The sequence below is a fragment of the Mucilaginibacter aquariorum genome, from assembly GCF_024498135.1.
Classification (GTDB): domain Bacteria; phylum Bacteroidota; class Bacteroidia; order Sphingobacteriales; family Sphingobacteriaceae; genus Mucilaginibacter; species Mucilaginibacter aquariorum.
The window spans coordinates 129,398-150,470 of record NZ_JANHOH010000009.1; the positions used below are offsets into that span (position 1 = coordinate 129,398).

Here is a 21,073-nt window from a genome sequence, read left to right on the forward strand (position 1 = left end):
CCAGGCTCAAATAACTGTACCGTGGTGTTTTTAGGGAAATGATAGGCATTCCAGGAACCTTTAACAGGTGTTCTATTCAAATCCGCCCGGCCGGTATGGAATACCCGGCCAGGCGGAATTAATAATGATCTGAAAGTTTAACAGATCCTCTTCAGTGCGTTGCTAATAGGCGCCGAATTCGGCAAGACTGCTGAAGACACCACCATGGGTGCTGATGACGACATACTTGACATAACGCGCGTCCACAAAGTTTGGCAGCCACTTCTTCTGCTGCGGCTGCACCGTTTGTAAATGGAAGCCTGCGGCCCTGGTCCAGTTAATTTTATCAAGGCTCGTTTGTATCTCAACGGAATCAGCTTTACCTCCGCTGCCGCTTATTTGGCGCTGGGTAAAATTGAAACCATGTAAGGATTTAACTCCGCCCATATCATATGTAATATGATGGGGTAAAATGCTACCGCCGTTGCTCCATTGCGCATGCCAAAATGTATTGATATTGTTGTCTAATGTAAATATGGCCCGGCCGTTGTTCGGCCCTTCGCCGGTCGCCTCCTGCGATGAAAAATCAACGATCGACCAGGCAGCCCGGTCATAATCGGGATAGTCTGCAGCGCTGGGTTCGGAAGTCACCAAAAAATAGGTAGTCTTAAGTTTTTCGTTGATCTTAAAATCAGCGCTAAGCGTCACCGGCAACAGGTAAGTCGTGAACATGGGTATCGCTTTTTCACCGGTTGTTTTAACGATTACTTTTATTGGCGCGGTGGCCAGGTCGCCCTTCCTGATTACTGCCTCCGTTGCGCCGAGCCGGTAGGATTCAGGTGGTAGTATTTTATAGGAAGTGTTGTTGGCCGCATTATAGGTAGCAACCAGCGATGCATCGACATTAAAGGATACTTTGATATCCTGCGCCGGATAACCCCTGCCGCCATAGTTTGCACCATAGATCAAAAATTGTTCTGCCGGCTTAACTTCCAGTGTACCACTGACCACGCCGTTGGCCGCCTGTGGCATGTAAATTTGATTGTAGCTTGATTCGTCCTGATTCGGTAGGTTAACCTCATTCTTACAGCTTTGGGAAAGGATAAGGAAAGCTATAATTATAACTTTGCCGTATATAGTATTTTTCATCTTGTTTAAATTTTAATTACCACGATGGACTTTGGACTAATGTCCGGTTCCTGTCTAATTCATATTGTGTTATAGGCCACCAATAGTAGGATTGCCGGAAAAGGTGTGGCGTAGCTGTCACTACTCTTTTATAAAAATCATTCCCGTCTTTGCTGATGTCCATACCATGCATAGCTCCCATCACCTGTGGAGCGATCTTCCATCGCCGGATGTCGAAAAAACGGTGTCCTTCATACGCAAGTTCAACACGGCGCTCCGCACGTATCTTGGCACGCATCGCTGCCTGATCTGCTGGTACCGGAAGTGAGTTTGTACCGGATCCGTACTTCGGAACGCCGGCGCGCTCCCGGATAGCATTCAGATAAGTCAGTACATCGGCTGATCCGGGCTGAAACTCATTTAATGCTTCCGCGTAGTTCAGGTATATTTCCCCTAAACGGAACAATATGAGCACCCGGGATTGTACCTGGCCGTTGCCGCCGGCACCGACATTTGTTTGTGGCCCAACATTTTTTCGGATCAGGTAGCCCGTTTTCGAAAAATCGGTCGGATGCCCGTTTCTGCCGTTCGGACCCGACAGAAAGAAGGTAACTGGCGCAGGTGCATTCATGGTACCGCCCTGCCAGATGCTGTTATTATAAGTAACATCATGATAAAAGCGGGGCTCACGGTTCATGTACATATTGTATACCTGAACGCCATTGACCGTGGTAAAACCAATTTCTGAATATAATGGGGATTCAGATGGCAACAACCCGTCGGACATAAAATAGGAATCAACGTTCTCCTGGGTTGGTGCTAGACCGCACCAACCTCCTGCTTGTCTTGGCGTCGCGTGAACATCCCACCTTGCCAAATCGTTTGCTTTTCTGACAAATATTTGCTCGGAATTCCAGCTGTTAAAAAATACCCCGTCTAAAGATTTCATCGGATTGCCGGAAGGATCTTTGTATAAGGCATATTGCCCCAAATCAATGACCGCTTTGGCGGCATCGGCAGCTTTTTTCCATTTTTGTGCGTCATAGCTTTGTGCAATGAGCGCTTTGCCATCCTGGTTTTTGAACGAAGATGCATCCGTATTCCCGTTATACTGCGGACTCGCTGCATATAGCAAAAGCCGGGATTTGACTGCCAGACAAATCCCTTTGGTGATGCGTCCAAATTCTCTGTCACTCACCTGTCCGTTACTTTGAGGCTGCAAGGGCAACCCTTCTGCGGCTTTATCAAGTTCACTGGCAACGTAACTTACGCACTCGTCAAAAGAGCTCCTTGGAATCTGCATGGCTGATGCTTCGGCATCGGGCGGTGTGACATCTTCCCCCATCAGGACTACCGGACCATACTGCCTCATGAGTAAAAAATAATAATATGCCCGCAAAAAACGTGCTTCAGCCTGATATTGATCGATAAGCGCCTGGCCGTTCAGCGATCTGATCTCTATGTTCTCATTGATATGGTTCATGAAATAAGTTGCAGATCTGATACCCTGGTAATAATAACCCCAACGATCAAAGAGGTTATTAACATTTGACGGGTTTAAGTTACCAATATTTACAGCGTAATTCGGCCCGCCTGACCATGTCAGGTCGGCCTCGTCGCTGCAACCAATCATAGGAAAGCCGTCAATCGCATTTGATTCGTCAGGAACGATGCTGTAAACATTGGCCAGAAATTGCTCTGAGGATGCTTTTTTGCGGAACACCTCTTCAATCGTGATACGATCGTTGGGCACCTGGTCCAGAAATTTTTTGCACCCTGTACCTGAAATACCGCTGAATAACAGCAGTAATAATATGAGTTTTATTTGTCGATTCATCTTAAGTTTTGTTAGATATTGTCTTATCAAAATGTACATCTGATACCCAGGTTATAGGTCTTCAGCAGGGGATACTGCGAGCCCCTTCCATCTCCCAGTTCCACATCCCATAATTTGAATTCACTAAAGGTTAACAGGTTATAACCAATAAAATAAACATTTAGGTTTGATATGCCGATTTTGGATAGAAATGCTTTGTTGGCGAAGCTGTAATTCAATTCGGCTGTTTGCAGCCGCAGGAAAGCGCCGTTCTTCGTCCACCAGGTACTGGTTTCATAGTTCATATTATCACTCCCATAGGTTAACCTCGGATACAGCACGTTCTGGCTGGGATTTTCCGGCGTCCAGCGATTGATGACCGCTTTAAAAAGGTTCCCACGTTCCCCGCCAAGTCTAAATGGTTGCAAACCGTCACCGTTCAGGAAAATATCTACATTACTGATCCCCTTGAACCAGGTAGCAAGCGACCAGTTTTTCCATTTGATGGTCGGGCCGAAACCATATACGATCTCCGGAATACTACCGTGTCCTATAGCGGTCTGATCGTAGGCATCTATTTTGCCATCGCCATTCAGATCTTTATATTTAATATCGCCGGGTTTATTTACGCCGGGTTGGTAGGGACTGTTTCGCACATCTTCCTCGGATTGAAAGAGTCCCAATGCAATGTAACCATACCGTTGGCCTAACTTCCGGCCAATACGCTGTTGCCATGGATAAGGAAACGGGGCCTTCCCGTCATCAATAATGATTGCTCTGTTCCAATTGATGTTTCCCCTGATACCAACGGTGAAATCACCGAGTCTTTTCTGGTAATCGATGGTTACATCTACACCGGTATTGTTAACCTTACCCAGGTTGGCCCATGGCAGACTCCCTATGCCAACAGACATTGGTACATCGCCGCGTTGCAAGAAAATTCCCGTTCTTTTTTCCCGGAAAACATCTGCGGTAACAGACAATTCGTCATTTAACATTTTAAACTCTATGCCAAGATTGTATTTTGCGGCACGCTCCCAGGTCACATTAACGGCGTAATCACCGAAATTAAGACCATCTATCTTGTTATCTGTATTGTTTTGTCCATAATTATAACTGCCCTGTCCGGTGATCGTGCTGATATAAGCAAAGCGCCTGCCGCCGATGCTGCTGTTGCCGACGATACCGTAAGAGAACCTCATCTTTAAAAAAGAGAAAATGTCTTTGACCGGTTCAAAGAACTTCTCCTGCGAAGCAATCCATCCCAGGCCAAATGACGGAAAGAAACCGAATCTTTTGTTTGGTGCGAAGGTTTCCGAGCCATTGTAGCCGAAATTTACTTCTGCAAGATATTTGGTATCATAAGCATAGGTCGCCCTGCCTGCGAGTCCCATATACCGGAATGGAATAGAGCTGTTAAAATCAGCGGCGAAAGCATCGACCCGGTCCGTTTGGTTATAAAGCAGCATAGCGCCGAAGTCATGCTTTTTGATGGTCTTGGTGTAATTAATAGCGCCTTCAAGATAAAGTTGGCGGCTGCCGTTATTATTTCTGCTATATCCCAGATAATTGGTCCCGATCTGTGTTTGCTCAAAAATGAGCTCACCGGCGGCGTTTCGACCAGTGGCCAGGAACCCGTCAACAGATTTGGACCGGGCGATCTGATGGGTGTTATAATTATCAAAGGAGTACATTCCTGTGATGGACAGTCCTGGCGTTAAAAAATCAAGATTCTGTGTAAGACGCAGATTGCTCCATAACTGGCTCCTGAACTCCGTAGTATAACCTGATTGCGTGAGTATCGTATAGGGATTATTGACGTCTCCTGTCCTGATCTTCGAATACAATCCGTTGGAATAACGCGCCGGGATCGTTATGGGTGGAAGCACATAAGCAGCGCTGAATATACTGCCGGTTCCTGAACCGGGATAATTGCCATTACTGATCCAGCCCGAAACACCAAAATCAACTTTAGTGGTTTTGGTGACATTCAGCGTGAGATTAGACGTAAAATTGAACCGGCTGAATTTTAAAGTTGAATTATATTTAGCCAGTTCGTCGGTTTTGAACATGCCAGTTTCGTCATAATAACCGACCGAAAGATAATATTGCGCCTTGTCGGAGCCCCCATTGGCATTTACCCTGGCGCGGCGGTTATGTCCATAGCGGTTTAAAATAACATTCATCCAGTTGACATCCGGATTAAGGTCCGGGTCCGATTGCGTTTTTGTAGCCGCTATCCGCTCTGCAGAATACCTGGGGTTCGGATCGGTAGGAAAGCTGTTTTTATAGGCTTCGTTGGCGATCTCCATATAAGTTACCCCATCAGCAAATTGTGGCAATCGGGTAAATTCAGTCATACCCTGATCATACTGAACATTGATCGTTGTTTTTCCCGCGCGCCCTTTCTTGGTTTGTATAATGATCACACCGTTGGCGCCCCGGACACCGTAAAGAGCCGTTGCCGAAGCATCTTTTAAAACACTGAAACTGGCAATGTCTTCAGGGTCGACATTATTAAATGATCTTTCGACACCGTCTACCAGGATCAACGGCGAACTGCTGGTAAAGGTCGAAATACCGCGAATATAAATTTCCGAGTTATCATAGCCAGGTTCCCCGCTCCGTTGAACACCCACGATACCGGCGACCCTGCCCGCGATCAGGTTGGATATATTGGCCACCGGCAGCTTGAGATCCTCTGCCTTAACAGTGCTCTGCGCGCCGATAGTGGTCAGCTTTTTCTGTGCGCCAAAGGCAACGACGACCACTTCATTTAAACCGGACGTTTGTTCCTTCAAGACGATATCGATAACTTTTTGGCCGTTTACACCGATCTCTTTGCTGATGAAACCGATCATTTTAAAGACAAGTACCTCGTTGTTCTCTACGGAGATCCGATAATACCCGTTTTGATCACTAACCGTACCGCGCGAGGTGCCTTTGACCAGCACAGAAACACCCGATAAGGGCTTGCCCAATGAATCTATAATCCGACCGCTTACCTGTTCCGCAGGCTGGCTGCTTAATTTAGGCCGTTTGATCTCTCCGACAGGCGCCGCCTGTTTTTTTTTATTAATGACGATCACGTTGCCTTGTATATCGAGGTCGTAGGGTTTCCCCTCAAACAGGATTTGGATCACCTCGGTGACCTCTTTGTTTTTTACATTAATAGATACAGGTGTTTTTACGTCGACCTCTTTAGCATTATAAAAAAAGGTGTAGGTACTTTGCTTTTCTATTCGTTTAAGCACATTGGCCAACGGCTCGTTCTGCACTTGCAGGGATAATTGCTGGCCAAAAGTCTTCGCCGTTAACTCCAGCGATAGCGCAGAACAGAAAAACAGCATCAGGAAACCGTGTTTAATCTTTGAACGGTCCCGGCATTTCTTGATCATTTGGTTTAATAAAAATTTTAATTGCATAGTTTTGCATTAATGGGGATGAAAGTGAATAACAACTCCAGGTGAATGGCCGGTCCTTAACCAGAACCGGTATTTCGCGAAATCTTAAACGGGGGTGGCCTTAACACCTCCGTTTTTTTTGTTTTTTTGATTTACGTGTCTCTGATTTTTCTCATAATGATTGATTTTGGTTTTTTATTATTGGTTTTTTTTTGGTGAAGTAATAACGACCTGATGGTCGTCGATAAGCCGGATGTTGATACCGGCCCTTCTCAAGATATTCAGGGCTTGTGCAAGGTTGATGTTTCGGGGGATCTTTCCGGAAAATACCTGGTCAGGAATAGTCGATTCGTAGTCGGTATTAAAGTCATACCAACGCTGCATTTGCGCCAGGACCGCGGGAATACCGGCATTGTCAAAATAGAAATACCCATTACGCCAGGAGGTGTAATGCTCCGTGTCGACCACCCGGACAGATATTCCCTGTGCGTCTGATTGCGCCTGCTCGCCCGGCGAAAGTCTGGCGGATCCGTTACTGACTCCTTCGGCCGATACCCTGACAACGCCCTCGACAAGCGTGGTTTGTGTTGCCCCGTCGTCCATATAAGCGTTCACATTAAACTTCGTGCCGAAAACTTCGACGATTTGGCCTGCAGTTTTTACTTTAAATGGAACCTGGGCAACCGCGGCTTTTTGACCTTTACGGGCAACTGTGGCCGGCCTGTTTAATTTACTGATCTCAAAAAATGCCTCTCCCTCCAACTCAACCACGCGCTCATTCGCTGCAAATTCAGATGGATAGCTCAACGTAGAACCGGCATTAAGGATTACGCGTGACCCGTCAGGCAGGACCAGTTCGTAGATCAGCCCTTTGGGGGTGGTCAGCCGGAGGTTTTGATTGAAGTCCCTTTTCTGTTTGCTGTGAGCGGCATATTTATCCGATAATACGACAGGCTCGCCGCTAAGATATCTGATATTATGCCCCGCAGTGATCCCTTTTTGCTGTGTGTTTAACGCGATCGTCTGTCCATTTGCCAGCGTCAGCGTAGGCACTTTTGGTTGGACGGCAACGACCTTATCAGCCTTGTTAAAAGGCCGGCATAAAAACAGAACGGAAAGCACAATAAGAAACGAAGCGGCGATACCGAGCGGCCACCGCCGCCTTATCCGGTGTACGCTTTCGGGCCCTTTATTTGACAGCTTTGCTTCCGCTGAAATTCTCGAGAACATGCGCTCCTTAAGTGCATCTTCTCCTGTAGCTGATGATTGAAAATACGTGTCGTCGTAACTGTTGTACCAGCTTGCAAACTCCTTTTTTTCCCGGTCAGTTATCGTGCCGGCAAGCCATTTGGTGGCCAGTTCAAGTATTCGCTTGTTTTCTGTCATAATTGGTCTTATATATATATCCCTTTGCTCAAGGCAATCCCTTACTCCGCGGTAATTTTTTTTGAGGGGACAGTAACAGGAGCAAGATGGAGAATTTCATCCCCTTGCTTAATGACGGCAAAGGGGACCGGATCGCAGAGTAATAATCTGAATAGCGGGTAGCAGATGTTACGGACAGACAGGGCTTACTGCCATTCAATTCGCTAAAGCAATGTAAGCACAATGCTTGCTAATTTGGAACGTAGAACTTTAAAGGCTTTTTGTAAATGTGCCTCTACCGTTTTTTCGGATATCGATAATTCGGCGGCTATTCGCTTTTGCGAATAACCAAGTTCGCGGCTCATTTTGAATACTATCTGACATTTTTCGGGCAATTGGCTTACATATTTGGCTAGTTCTTCTTTCAACTCTTCAAAGGCAAGCCATTGCTGGGTGGAGTCATCGATACAACTATTTGCAGGAATAGCATTCAGATAGTTCTGCTTCAAGGCATACCTACCCAAAGTTTTAATCACGCGGTATTTAACGGAAGAAGTTAGATACTTACCCAGGCCATTATCTGTGATCACAATACATTTGCGGCGTACCCACAAAGCCGCAAATATATCCTGGACTATTTCCTCCGCATCCTGCTCGTTGTCGACACGATTAGCCGCCACGATGTACAACTTTCTCCAGTACTTGTTGTAAATCTCCCTGAAAGCATCCTCATCATCGTTTCTCAACGAAGTTAGTAACTCCTCATCTTTGTATTGGGTGATCATATCTGTGCTCTGGTTTAAAATACTACTCACGACGGATGAATAAACGTTCAGGCATCATTAATAATATGCGAACTTCAAACGACTGCTTTTTTTAATTTATAATTGGTTTACACCACGGGCAGGCGGCAGCTACTGCTGCTCAGGCTGTTAAGCCCTTCTACAAAGTTATTTTTAATATTGGCTGTACTGTACCCAAGTGTTTCACCGCCACACACATATGCTTTATGATTAATAATACGAAGCATCATATTGATGGTCTGATCGTCGTATAAAATGGAGCTTTGATTCTTTCCGGCACACCTGATTTGACCAGTTCTGCGGCTTTGACGCCCATGAAGCTAAAATCCGCTGAAATCGTAGTAATGCCGTTCAGAATGAATTTTTTAAAGGGCGTTTCATTGTACGATATCACGCCAAAATCTTCCTTTAAGACCAGCTTTTCTTCTTTCGCTTGCGCGATCAGATCGAGCAGGTCATCATCAGTAAGCGTAATATAGAGCATGCCTTTGGTGATCCGTTCACTACTGGCCGTTGGCATGATATGATAATGGCAGCCGAATTTTTTACAAAAATTCAGAAAACCCAGGAATATCCCTGTTGAGTAATAACTATCCTTAGGGAACACCATGGTGATCCCGTGATAATTGCGGATATAACTGAGCATGCTGCTCAACGCATCAAAAATATCCTGCTCAAAATCTTCATACACGGTCGAAACCGTCCCGTTTATACCTTCCAAAAAACCGCCGATCAAAATCAGCTTACCTTCCGGTATCTTGTTCAGCACATCAGCAGGCGGTTCATCACTGCAAACGAAATGAGGAGCAACCACGATCTTGTCGAACTGGTCCATTTTATCAAACAGTATTTTTTTAAAGAGGTTGAAATTGCTGTTGTAAATAAAAAAATTAATGTAGTTGCCTTCACCAAGGCTGGTGGCAAAAGCATCGTATATGATCTTTTTCTGGCTGCTCAGTTTATTGAAAAGCATTAATATACGCCTTGAGCGGCCGGTGTCAACTTGTTTTATAAAATGTCCTTTGCCGTGAACCGAACCGACTACCCCCCGTTCTTTAAGTGTGCTATAGGCTTTGGCAATTATATTTCGCGACACATCCAGCGCTATGCTGAGGTCATTGATGGAAGGCAGCACGTCATTCATTTCAATCTGCTTACGCTCAACGGCCAGCATGATTGCGTCAGACAATTGCTGATGATATGGTGTCAACGAATGATCGTCAAGGTGTAATATCTTCAGATAGTTCTTCATGAATGTCGGTTATAATGATTGGTGGAACTACATGTACAATACCAGCAGATCTTATTGATCTGCCAGTATTAAAACGATACGTTGATTTTGTGGCTTGATACGGTATAAACTACCATTTGTCGTTTTTTCGATCGTGCCCTGTGTTATTGTCATTCGGTAGGCATGACCGTCAAATTCATACCGGGCGCTATTATCAGTTGCGGCTTTGAATGCGGTTTTAGAGCCCTCGGCGACATACAGGTCCAGAAACCAGTCGCCGGCCGGGTTGTTTTTCGCGGTGATGGTCATGAACTTTTCGTTCATATCTATTTCGAAAGAACCTCCACCCACCGGCCAGGAAGCGCGTGCCGTGGTTTTGTTCATATTTGTAAAGGTCGGATCGCCACCATGTACCGCGACTTCCCGGCCACCTTCGTTCATCATTAAACGAAAGCCTTCGGGCTTACCGCGTTTACCCCATTGAAAACCATCCACCACCGGGAGCGTGTAAAAGAAACTTTGATTAATAGTAGTTACGTCCTTCAGGTATTTGTCCGGAACCGTTTCGTTAAACAAGTGGATGTCGGTGATACGTAGGTTCCCGTTTTCCCAAAGCAAGTTAGCCCTGTAAAACCGGCTGTTGTACCAGATGGTCTTCTTATCACTTTCGCCGAGGTCCTTGCTTACGGTAAAAGTTGTAGCAGGGGTAACTTTGTAGGTTTTTTTAAACCACTCGCCGGACTGCGCCATGGTCTCTACGCGTACCTTTCCTTCACTTTTTAGCCGGGCAATAATTGGCATTTGCCATTCCAGGCCTTTTTTCATCGCATCCCAGGTGAACGAATTTTCCTGGCCTGCCTGTGTATAGTTATAGCCGAGCGCCGGATCGTTGGCGAATGCCTGAAAGAACCAGTTGATCCACTGCTCGTTCCCGCCCGCATGAGGATAAACCGGCTCCAGCGTGGTTACTGACCGTCCATCGGCATATTGCCTGATCGGGTCACTGCCCAGCAGCCTGAATACCGGTACCGGAAGTTGTTTGTCGGTATGCTGCGCAGGCATGTAGGCGTTTACACGGCTCGGATAATACGCCTGGTTCCAGTAACCTCCCCAAAGGGTAAAGCCGTCGGTGCCGACCTGATCTTTGCAGTTTGCCGATGCAACGATCTTATATTTATCGTACATGTAATTCAGGGAGTGGGCATCAATTACCCACGAAGCGATCGATCTGGGATAGTATCCGAATATCTGCTTAAAATCGGTGAAATAAACATCGATGATCTTTTCCCGTTCGGCAGGGGTATAGCCCACGGAAAAACCCACGTCGGAGTGCCAGTCCCAGGCATATTTCCCCCGCCATTTGATACCGGCTTTTTCGATCAGCGGTTGCGGCAGCTCCCACCAGCCACCAATTTCAAATTGATCTTTAGGTAGTTTTTTTAGTAATTCCTGGTAACGTTTATCAATCAGGGCATCATACTGCAATAAAAAAGTTCCGCCAAGATGATATTGCTCCATCAGTTTGATCTGATTGACAACGGTTTGGTACAGCACATCTTTTGTAATGTTAACATCCCGGGGTTCGATATCACGGATAAAATTAACAATATTGATTATCCTGGGTTCGCTCAAGGGTTTTGGTTGGGGATCAAACGAACAAAAAGTGATAATAAATATTGCTGCCGTTATGGCGATAGTAATAAGTGGCTTTAATTTCATCTTGATAATTATTTTAGCGTACTTCTAAAGTGTTTTTGATTTTAAAAAGTTGAGCAAGCAGATATATAGGCTGACCTAACATTGGAGAAAGCGGTGTGATCTTGCTGTTATTTAATCAGATATTTGTATCGGGCAGCTATAATTGCACGCGCGCCGGCCGATAGCGAATCAATAAGGATCGGTTTATCCTGTGGGCGTGATTGCTTTTGATTGATGACACCCAACAGGCTCCATTTTCGCGTCATCCCTTTGGGTTCATGCGCTTTAAGATCATAACGTGTAAAATCTATGACTTTTTCAGAGGTGTTATTTTTCCAGTCTTTTAGTAATGCCAAACGAAAATCTTTATTCATAAACCACCTGATCTCATTATTTGCATCCGAGCCGCCAATACCAGAGCCGCGTTCTACAAACCGGTAATTGAAACTGTTGCTTTTATAATGTTTACGCCATAGTAAACCGAATTCGCCCTGAGTGATCAACTTCGTATCAGGCCAGCGTTTTCTGATGGCTTTTAACCAGTTTTTTAATGAAACAGGATCATAAGGCAGGCTCAATTCCCAGCAATTAGTAACCCAGCCAAATCCGTTAAGTGCAAAGCCTTTATCAAAATGAATGGCTGTGGTATGCATCATTTCCTTCAACCCGGTTTCATTACCATACTTGCCAAGTGTTTCAATAGGCCCAACACCCATACGGCTATTGAATCCATCTTTGAAACCTTCCCGCCTGCCGGCAAGAAAATCAACCGACCAACCATCTAAATTCACACAATCAATAAAATCTTTTTTGTTTTGCGACGGTTTGCAAAAATGTTCTTTTGATGGATAAAAAGGATAAACTACGGCCCCGTCTCCATCCTGATTGTCAATACTGAACTGGCTCCAGATATTTCCCTGGCATACATGTATGCCTTCCTTCTCTGCAAGGTATTGCTGGTTAGCTGCAGACATAAATCCTGCTACAATACTTAGCGGCCTATACCCATTGCCAACCATTCTGCTTATTATCTTCAGCGCATCGTGTACGTCCTTATTTACTTGTTTGGTTGTGTTATAGGCATTGGCAAAATAAGCACCCGGTATAAATGTAACATCATCGCCATATTTATAATGATAACCCACAACCAGGTTTCTGATTTTCCTGTAATCCGAAGTTGTATCATTCAATGCAAGCCAACTGAATGACCATGTCATTTTTCCACCCGGAAACCCTTCTGCCAGTGAATTTCTAAAGGCAATGACCCGTGCAGGGGTATGTAGCGCCCGTTCATCCTCGCCAAGGTTACGGTTTCTCGAAACCTCTATTTGGTTCACCCGGATAACGGTATTGAATGTGAGAAAACGATGTCCCATTAAGTCTGTCGCCTTTTTCAACTTATTATCCTGAGCTTCCGCAACTGAAAATGAAGTAAGAAGCAGAAACATCAAACGGAGTATGATTTTAAAGTTCATATATGGATATGTTTTTGTAGCCAAATGTTTTAGTGATTAGATGTTATACATGGTCTTAATAATATTATCCAATAAAGGTAATTAAGTAAATAATCGGGCCGTATAACCGGCCCGATTATTTACTTAATTACCATCCAGGATTTTGTTCCAGCGTATGACCGTTGGCCTGGTAAAAAGCAACCTCCTTTGTCGGTAGCGGCTGCAGATAATCTTTCGCCGGATCAAACTTTCTGCTTCTCTCGGCGATCAAGAAACCGCTGGCATCCACTTTACCCGCATAACTCGGATCGTTATAGGGCTTTCTATTTGCCCAATCCGTGCCGGTTATTTTGATGCCTTTCACGTCCTGCGGCAATTCTGTTTCAGCGGTTTTCCATCTGCGCAGATCATCATAACGGAAACCTTCCAACGCCAGTTCTACGGTTCTTTCGCGCCTGATCTCCGTCTGCATGTTCAGGTTATTGGCAGCGACAAATGCGGCAGTCAGATGTGGCATCCCGACCCGGTCGCGCAGCTTGTTGATCGATAAGTTAAGATCGTTATCACTGATCGATCCGTTCTTCTCATATACGGCTTCCGCATAGTTTAACAGCACTTCGGCATAACGGATCAGGTGCCGGTCATAGTCAAATAAGCTGTTGTCGCCTTCCCGGCCCGAATTATTGGCTATAGGATCTTCCGACATATATTTATAAAGGATATAACCGGTATTGAAGTTACGCTGTGGCGCATCTGGCCAGTTGGCCACTTTCGTTACCGGGAAAAACACACGGTTGGTGAGCGTTCCGGGGATGATCATGGTCTGTGTCATCCGCGGGTCGCGGTCCTGGAATTCCGAGGTAAAGGTGCTATAGCCGTGGAAAACGGTGCCGGCCGAAGTGATTGGCAGGCCATTTTTATCCAAATACATATCCACCATTTTGCGCGTCGGGTTATAGCCATCCTGATCATACATATAGGGCGCATCATGGCCGAGGATATTTCTGGCATATCTCCGGTCGAGAATGGTTTCTTTGGCATCGTCACCTGCTTCAAGGAATAGGTAGCGGTAGCTTTGCGCGCCGCTGCCCGTATACAGGCTATAAACACCGCTGGTTATCACGGCCTGCGAAGAGGTTGTCGCAATATCAAGGTATTTGGCGGCATTCGCGCCGCCCCTTGATTTTTGCCAGGTTCCTTCAAACAAGGCTACGCGTGAAGCAAGCGCTAATGCAGCGCCTTTGGTGATCCGGCCGATATCGGGTGATGAAACATCCGATTGCACAGGCAGGTCATTTTTAGCTTCGTCAAGGTCCTTTAAGATCAGATCAGCTGTTTCTGTACGGCTTGACCTCGGCGCGAACAATTCAGGATCATCCGTCTTGAGTACCTTGGTAATGAGCGGGACACCGCCATAGATCCGGAGTAGTTTCCAGTAATACCAGGCCCTGAAAAATTTAGCTTCGGCTACATACTTTTTGATTTCGGCGTCGGCGTTTCCGGCACCTTTTTCCATAATATTATTGGCAGAGCGGATATAACCATAGCTTGAATTCCACGTGTCTGACGTTTCAGCCGGCACCAACTGCCCGTTACTAACGGAATTGGGCACGTTGAACGCGATATCGGATTCGGTATCCTCTTCGCCAAACCGGTCCAGTCCGTTATACAAATTATTGGCAGCTAGTTTGAAATCAGCACCTGTTTTCCAGAAGGTAGCGTCTGTAATACTGTCCTTCGATATCAGGTTCAGGTCTTTTTTGCAGCTGCTCCACAGTGCGGCCGTAAGTAAAATGCAAATAACTGTGATCCCGCGTATCGCCTTTATATCGTTAACACCGGAGGTGCTATTCACGATTTGATTAGGATTTAAATATTTAAGTTTCATAGTGTTTTTCATTTAGAATTTAACATTTAAGCCCACGGAATAAACTTTGTTGTAAGGGTAAGTGCCCTCCTGGCGGTAGCCGTCTTCCGGATCAAAGTTGCCGCCGAATGTCCCTTTCGAAAATGTAAACAGATCCTGACCGCTCACGTAGATCCGGGCAGATTTCAGTTTAACTGCTCTGGCGACTGCATCCGGCAGGTTATATCCAATGGTAATCACTTTGAACCTCAGGTAGGCCACATTTTGGATCGTCTTGGTCGAGGCGCGGTAATTATAGCCCGATACATCATCCCAGCCTAAATTACCCGGCAGGTATCTTGGAAATTCTGCGTTCGGTCGGGTGGCACTATAGGTTTTATTATAAAAGTATGCCAGCGAAGGCCAGAAGAAGGTATTGGGCCGGCTGATGTTACTTTCATAGATCACATTTCTTTGGCCGACGCCCTGTAAAAATACCTGGAGGTCAAATTGTTTATAACCCAAATTAATGTTGGACGAATAGGTATATCTCGGGGTTACGTTACCCAGGTAGACCATATCACCGGCCAGGCCCTTGCTTTTATCGCCAAACGCGGTGAGTTTACCGTCCCCATCAACATCTTTATACATCACATCGCCAATTGATACCCTGGCCGGTACGCCCTGTAGTTGTTTGTAGGCGTCAAGTTGTGCCTGAGTTTTAATGATGCCATCATACACATATCCAAAATAAGAATTGATCGCATAGCCTTTCCGGGTTCCTACCAGGCCTTCATTATAGCTGTCGCTGTTTTTCAATTCCACCAGTTTGTTTTTACTGTCGCTCAGCTGCAGGGAGATACTATACCGGAAATCGTTGATATTGTCTTTCCAGGTCACAATGGTTTCAAAGCCTTTTGTAACTAACTTTCCCTGGTTGCTGGACGGCGGAGTAGCGCCGAAAGTTGCTGGTACCGCGATGTTCACCAGCATGTCGTCATTAATCTTGTTATAGTAATCGAATGAGAAGCTCAGTCTTGAACGTAACAATGCGACATCGATACCAATGTTTTTATTGGTGATCGTTTCCCAGGTCCTGGTGGTGGAAGCCGGGTTGGCATTTACACCGGAAAGACCTGCGTTGGGAGAACCTATCGGGTAAACTACAAGATTCCCGTTGTTTCTTATTTGGTTAATAAGGGGAATATAATCATACAGCCCTAAATTTCCAATCTCCTGATTACCCATTTTACCGTAGGATACCCTTAATTTTAACAGATCAAAGGTGTTCATCGATTTAATGAACTTTTCTTCTGACAGGTTATAGGCTAAGGCCGCCGATGGAAATACGGCGCTCCAGCGCTTTTCAGGCGCGAACTTGGAACTTCCGTCGGCGCGGGCGGTCAGGTCTAAGATCAGTTTGTTTTTATAACTATAGCTTAACCTGCTAAAGTAAGAACCAAGCGCCTGATCACTCAGGTTACCGGTAAAGTTAGCATAAGCAACTTTTGTCCTGTCGGCCAGGTTTAGGGTGAATATGGTGTTGTTCGGAAAATTATAACCGGTGATCGACTGACCGGAAACATTAGTTTGTTCCAGCGAAGCGCCGCCTGTTAAATTGAACCGGTGATCCGATCCAAACTCCTTGTTATAATCAAAATAAGCCTGATAAAGTTTGTTTAACGTTTTTGCATTGGTGTAAGCGGCAGAATTTGGGGTGTTCCTGATGTCCTGCACGCCGCCGGTATAATTGCTCCGGATAATGGTCGGATGAATAGCGGTATTATTGAGATAATCCATTCGTACCGCTGCCTGACCGATAAGTTTAAGTCCCGGAAGGATCGAATAATCGACTTTGAAATTCGTTGCAAAACGGGAAAAATTGTCGGTCGTTGTACCGCCCTCCGCTAAGTAACCCGCAGGGTTGGCATAGCCCTGATAGCTGTAAAACTGGCCCACCTGGTTATAAAGCGGCGCATAGGGAAACTGCCTGGTTACATTTTTCAACGGGCTTTCCCCGTTGATCTCCGAAGGTGTCAGCGTGTTTGTATTATCAAAATTCGTACGTGTTTCTACGGATACTTTACTACCGATACGGAAATCGTAATTCATGCGCAGGTTATAGCCATCCGACTTGTTTTCGCCAAACCGGAGTATACCATTGTCCCTTTTATAACCGGCAGAGATCATGTAATTGTTATTTTCCCCGCCGCCGGATATGGCAATATTATGGATCTGTTGGGAAGAGCTTTTGTAAACAACCTTGTTCCAATCCGTATAACCGTAAAAACCAGGATAATTGGTCACGCCGTAGTTCCAGCCCTTGTCCAGGTCCGGCGCGGCATTTGCTTTTATCTTATCAAAGACTTCCTGCGGGAAACCCGGAAGGCCCGCATTTCTTAAACCCTCGTCTGCAAATTCGGCATATTGCAGGGTATTCATCATTTTTCTGAGGTATGTAGGCGTCTTAATGCCGAAGTTGGCGGTGTAGCTTACTTCCGGTGGCCCTTTTTTGCCGCGCTTGGTGGTTACGATGATCACACCATCACCTGCACGGGCTCCGTAAATGGCGGCGGCGGCATCCTTTAGTACGGATACCTCGGCGATATCATTGGTATTGATCGTGTTAATATCCCCCGGAATACCATCGACAAGTACCAAAGGCTTATTACCATTAATGGATGAACTGCCACGCACCTTCAGGTCGAAGTTCCCGCCGCCCGGTTGCCCGCTGTTTTTGGCTATGGTTAAACCCGGGATTGTACCCTGCAAGGCGTCAAAGCTGCTGGTGACCGGCCTGTTTTCGAAAACATCGGCTTTAACGGTGGAAATCGCTCCGGTAACGGCCCCTTTTGCCCTCGTTCCGTATCCCACAACAACGACTTCGCTCAGCTTTGAATCTATCCTGGACATCCGGATATCCAGTACTGTTTTTCCGTTCAGCGGTACCCGCAGGCGCTGGTAGCCGAGATAAGTGAGTACGAGCACCGAGTTAGATGACGGGACATTCAGCGTGAATGCCCCATTGTTATCGGATATAACACCCAGTCTTGTTCCCTCGACACCGATAGTTACACCGGGCAAGGTCTCATTACTCAGCGAGTCCCGCACTACGCCCGAAATTCTCTGTTCAACCACGTTATTGACCGGGCGCGGCGGTTCGGTCTGTTCCTTCCGGTTTAACAGAATCACTTTATTAACGATTCGATAGCCAAAGGGTTGTCCCTTGACACATTGGTCCAGTACGCTTTTAAGATCCAGATCTTTTGCCTCCAGTGTAATGAGTTTTGCACCCTCGATCGCGGCGTTGTTGTAAACAAAGTCATAATCTGTTTGAAGCTTGATCTGTGCGATAACAGTTGAAAGCGGCGCATTTTTTACGGACATAGTCACCCGTTGCGCCAGGGTGGTCGCATGCACCTGCAACAGGGCAACGGCTATGAAAAGAAATGTAAGCTTCATTTTTAATATCAGATTGGAAATTACATAGGAATCCCTCCTGAAAAGTAATTCAGTAAATTTTTTATACATTTGAATGTTAGGTTATTGGGTTTATTGGATAGCTTCAATAATTAATTACCTGATTCCAGCTTCGCTGGTCAGCCAGGAACGGTTCGAACGTTCCTGGTTTTGGTAAATCCTTGATGTTTGTTTCTCTTCTATAGGCGATTCCTTTCTTTTTCTGGTTTGATCTTTTGCATTAATTGTGGATTTTAGGTATTATAATGGCGGCTGAGGATTGGTGGCATCAGTTACTGACAATGATTTTTCTTTTATCAATTTTAAAACGTACATGACCCAGGCTCTGCAAACTGCTGAGGATATCGGCCAGGTTAGATGAGCGGGAAAATGTACCCCCGAATTTCTCATCGTTATTGTTAAAGTTCTGGTATTCGACGTCTACATCATACCAGCGGCTCATCGACTTCATGACACTGGTGATCTGCTGATCGTTGAACATGAAAAATCCTTTCTTCCAAGCAATTACTTCCTCGATGTCTGCCTTGGCAACCCCAAAATTCCCACTGTTTTTGTTCAGCCTGGATTGCTGACCGGGGATAAGGAGGCCTGTCGTACCCGAGGTCAGGTCTTTTATTTTCACGCTGCCTTGCAATAAAGTTGTGCTGATCGTCGGCTCATCATCATAAGCCTTAATGTTGAAATGGGTGCCCAGCACCGTGATTTCTTGGCGCCCGGAACGCACCTTAAAAGGCATTGACCGGTCATGTGCAACTTCGAAATAGGCTTCTCCTGTAATGGTAACAACCCTTTCTTTTCCGATGAACTGCGTAGGAAAGGTGATGGAGGATGCGGCATTGAGCCATACCTTTGAGCCATCGGCCAGGACCAGCGGATAGGGTGATTGTTCCCCACGGGCGGTAACAAGGATGTTAGCATTATTTGATAGCGACTGGCCGGTCGCAGCGCCCTTGTAGGAAACGCCGTTAACCGGACTGACATTAACTGTTGTTTGTCCAAGTTTCTCTAAAGTGGCTGTCATTGACCGGTTCAGGATAATTTTTTTACCATTCGCAAGCGTCAGGGTAGCCTGGAATTGGCCTGGTTTAATAACCGACGCCGTTTGCGTTTTTTTAGGAGCATGAATTTCGGGTTGCCGCAAAAGCAGTATGCCCGAGGTTACAGCGATAATGATTGCGGCAGCGGCGCTAAGTTTATATACAAGCGTTCTGATCTTGCCTTTGCGGCGGCTTATCTCTGCTTTGATCTGTTGATGAACGAAATTAAGGCGTTCAGCTTCTTTTTCATTGGCGGGCATCTCAGGTTTCGCTGACTGTAATTCTTCCGTAATTAAATTTCTCATTACGTTTTCATCTGCCGTCCCGAACAGCTGAAAGAGTTCAGACAATTCCGCGTCACTGCAAACATTGTCTAGAAATTTACGATACAACAGGTAATGGTTCTCTTTCAAGATAGTAGGTCCTTTTATGCTGATACGCTTGTAAAAGACTTATCATCTACCCGATGCGAAAAAAAATATCTTTTTCTGACAGATTTCTCTTTTAATGGCACATAATTTCCACTTTTAAAGACACACAAAAAAATTTAGTAGAAGTTCCGGTGACTTAAGTTGTCATTTAAGCAATGCGCTCACTTGTCATGCTTTTTAAAAATTGCCGTCAGTAGATCAAAAATGAACGATCCGCTGTTCGCTTTTGATACATCGATAGCCTATTCTTCAATTCAATCACTTAGCAATCAAATAATTAATTATCATATACACAAGTCGTACACACGAATCATATGTCACCAAAAGTGAAAAAAGTGTGCCCCTAAAAGTGGAAATTCACATTTTTACTTGACTTATGAGCGTATAGCGAAACTCATCAAAGGGAAATTTTATCAATGAAAGGAAAAACAAGGAAAAGTCACAAGTTTTTTTGAAAAAAATGTAGAAATGTTGTTAGGGTTAAGCCGTAGGAAATGTGATGGGTTTTAAACATGAACGTTTTGACCTTCTTGGTCGCTCTGACGATATGCCCGTTGATGGTCGATGTCGAGATGCCAAGCAACTGGCTGACCTCATCGTAACTCTTCCCTTCCTGCTTGCACAGCCTGAATACGATCTTCTGCTGCTCAGGCAGCCGCTCAATCGCCATTTCAAGGAGTTCGTTTGTTTCTTTAAGCAGCAGATTTGCCGCTGCGTCGTCGGCAAGGTCCTTGACAACATATTTTACCTGGGTCTGCAGCTCATCTTCCCGCGCCAGGTTCCGGTAAAAATCGTACACCATATTTTGCGCGATCTGGTAAATATAGGCCTTAAGCCCTTTCTCGGGGTCTATCAGATGACGTTTCTCCCAGATCTTGATAAACACGTTTTGCAGGATCTCCTCCGCCACGAATTCCACCTTGATCATCTTGAGCAGTTTGCGGTAGACAGGTAAACTGTAACGGGCATAAAAAAAATCAAACGCCTTTTCGTCGCCATCAAGCAGTTTTTCCAACTGAATTTTTTCCTGATCCGGTGTTAGCGTTTGTTGGGGCATTAATTAAGAGCAAGTATGCTGGTATATCGTAACTGTAACTACTAAGTTACAATGATCTGTATTTTTTTCAAATATTTAATAACTTATTACGTTTGGAAATTCCTGAACATCGAAGGTCATCTCCAATACCTGGTCAATTGCGCGCAGAATATCGTTCCGGCCGTCAGGTGAAGACAAGTCAACATCTGAGAATTTTCCGCCGTTCCAGATCAAATCTCAAACTATATTATCAATTTATCAACAAATCATTGATAGTCAAATAGTTACTTATATGTAACTATACTGATAGTCAGATGGATACAGTAAATGGATTTGGTTTAGGAACTTTTATAAGAGGAGCGAAT

12 protein-coding genes are annotated in these 21,073 nt (G+C 45.3%); all 12 read right to left on the bottom strand.

Annotated elements, in window-relative coordinates:
- Nucleotides 1-162: 162 nt before the first annotated feature.
- The gene (locus NPE20_RS22380; RefSeq protein ID WP_256540944.1) at nucleotides 163-1,128 is read right to left on the bottom strand and encodes a BT_3987 domain-containing protein; all 966 of its coding nucleotides are present in this window, start codon (nucleotides 1,126-1,128) and stop codon (nucleotides 163-165) included.
- Nucleotides 1,129-1,144: 16 nt separating this feature from the next.
- Complete coding sequence (locus NPE20_RS22385) at nucleotides 1,145-2,944, bottom strand: RagB/SusD family nutrient uptake outer membrane protein (RefSeq protein ID WP_256540945.1); 1,800 nt, start codon at nucleotides 2,942-2,944, stop codon at nucleotides 1,145-1,147.
- Nucleotides 2,945-2,970: 26 nt separating this feature from the next.
- Nucleotides 2,971-6,321, bottom strand: coding sequence for a TonB-dependent receptor (locus NPE20_RS22390; protein ID WP_256540946.1), 3,351 nt, complete (start codon nucleotides 6,319-6,321; stop codon nucleotides 2,971-2,973).
- Between the two features lie 204 nt (nucleotides 6,322-6,525).
- Entirely contained in the window at nucleotides 6,526-7,713 is a 1,188-nt protein-coding gene (locus NPE20_RS22395) for a FecR family protein (protein WP_256540947.1), read from the bottom strand.
- Between the two features lie 203 nt (nucleotides 7,714-7,916).
- A complete protein-coding gene (locus NPE20_RS22400; protein WP_256540948.1) occupies nucleotides 7,917-8,507 on the bottom strand; it encodes an RNA polymerase sigma-70 factor in 591 nt (196 codons plus the stop codon).
- 214 nt (nucleotides 8,508-8,721) lie between these two features.
- Nucleotides 8,722-9,747, bottom strand: a complete 1,026-nt coding sequence (locus tag NPE20_RS22405; RefSeq protein WP_256540949.1) for a GntR family transcriptional regulator — start codon at nucleotides 9,745-9,747, stop codon at nucleotides 8,722-8,724.
- A gap of 51 nt (nucleotides 9,748-9,798) precedes the next feature.
- Complete coding sequence (locus NPE20_RS22410) at nucleotides 9,799-11,445, bottom strand: hypothetical protein (RefSeq protein WP_256540950.1); 1,647 nt, start codon at nucleotides 11,443-11,445, stop codon at nucleotides 9,799-9,801.
- Between the two features lie 107 nt (nucleotides 11,446-11,552).
- Nucleotides 11,553-12,899, bottom strand: coding sequence for a DUF3863 domain-containing protein (locus NPE20_RS22415; protein ID WP_256540951.1), 1,347 nt, complete (start codon nucleotides 12,897-12,899; stop codon nucleotides 11,553-11,555).
- Nucleotides 12,900-13,026: 127 nt separating this feature from the next.
- Nucleotides 13,027-14,766, bottom strand: a complete 1,740-nt coding sequence (locus NPE20_RS22420; protein ID WP_256540952.1) for a RagB/SusD family nutrient uptake outer membrane protein — start codon at nucleotides 14,764-14,766, stop codon at nucleotides 13,027-13,029.
- Nucleotides 14,767-14,778: 12 nt separating this feature from the next.
- Nucleotides 14,779-18,186, bottom strand: coding sequence for a SusC/RagA family TonB-linked outer membrane protein (locus tag NPE20_RS22425; protein ID WP_256540953.1), 3,408 nt, complete (start codon nucleotides 18,184-18,186; stop codon nucleotides 14,779-14,781).
- A 286-nt stretch (nucleotides 18,187-18,472) separates the two neighbouring features.
- Nucleotides 18,473-19,654, bottom strand: a complete 1,182-nt coding sequence (locus tag NPE20_RS22430) for a FecR family protein (protein WP_256540954.1) — start codon at nucleotides 19,652-19,654, stop codon at nucleotides 18,473-18,475.
- A 457-nt stretch (nucleotides 19,655-20,111) separates the two neighbouring features.
- Nucleotides 20,112-20,729, bottom strand: a complete 618-nt coding sequence (locus NPE20_RS22435) for an RNA polymerase sigma factor (protein ID WP_256540955.1) — start codon at nucleotides 20,727-20,729, stop codon at nucleotides 20,112-20,114.
- Between the last annotated feature and the right edge of the window lie 344 nt (nucleotides 20,730-21,073).

What these genes read in the sequence shown, in the direction of transcription:
- NPE20_RS22420 (WP_256540952.1), bottom strand. Translation starts at nt 14,766, where the DNA reads ATGAAACTTAAATATTTAAATCCTAATCAAATCGTGAATAGCACCTCC.
- NPE20_RS22425 (WP_256540953.1), bottom strand. Translation starts at nt 18,186, where the DNA reads ATGAAGCTTACATTTCTTTTCATAGCCGTTGCCCTGTTGCAGGTGCAT.
- NPE20_RS22395 (WP_256540947.1), bottom strand. Translation starts at nt 7,713, where the DNA reads ATGACAGAAAACAAGCGAATACTTGAACTGGCCACCAAATGGCTTGCC.
- NPE20_RS22415 (WP_256540951.1), bottom strand. Translation starts at nt 12,899, where the DNA reads ATGAACTTTAAAATCATACTCCGTTTGATGTTTCTGCTTCTTACTTCA.
- NPE20_RS22435 (WP_256540955.1), bottom strand. Translation starts at nt 20,729, where the DNA reads ATGCCCCAACAAACGCTAACACCGGATCAGGAAAAAATTCAGTTGGAA.
- NPE20_RS22410 (WP_256540950.1), bottom strand. Translation starts at nt 11,445, where the DNA reads ATGAAATTAAAGCCACTTATTACTATCGCCATAACGGCAGCAATATTT.
- NPE20_RS22385 (WP_256540945.1), bottom strand. Translation starts at nt 2,944, where the DNA reads ATGAATCGACAAATAAAACTCATATTATTACTGCTGTTATTCAGCGGT.
- NPE20_RS22380 (WP_256540944.1), bottom strand. Translation starts at nt 1,128, where the DNA reads ATGAAAAATACTATATACGGCAAAGTTATAATTATAGCTTTCCTTATC.
- NPE20_RS22405 (WP_256540949.1), bottom strand. Translation starts at nt 9,747, where the DNA reads ATGAAGAACTATCTGAAGATATTACACCTTGACGATCATTCGTTGACA.
- NPE20_RS22390 (WP_256540946.1), bottom strand. Translation starts at nt 6,321, where the DNA reads ATGATCAAGAAATGCCGGGACCGTTCAAAGATTAAACACGGTTTCCTG.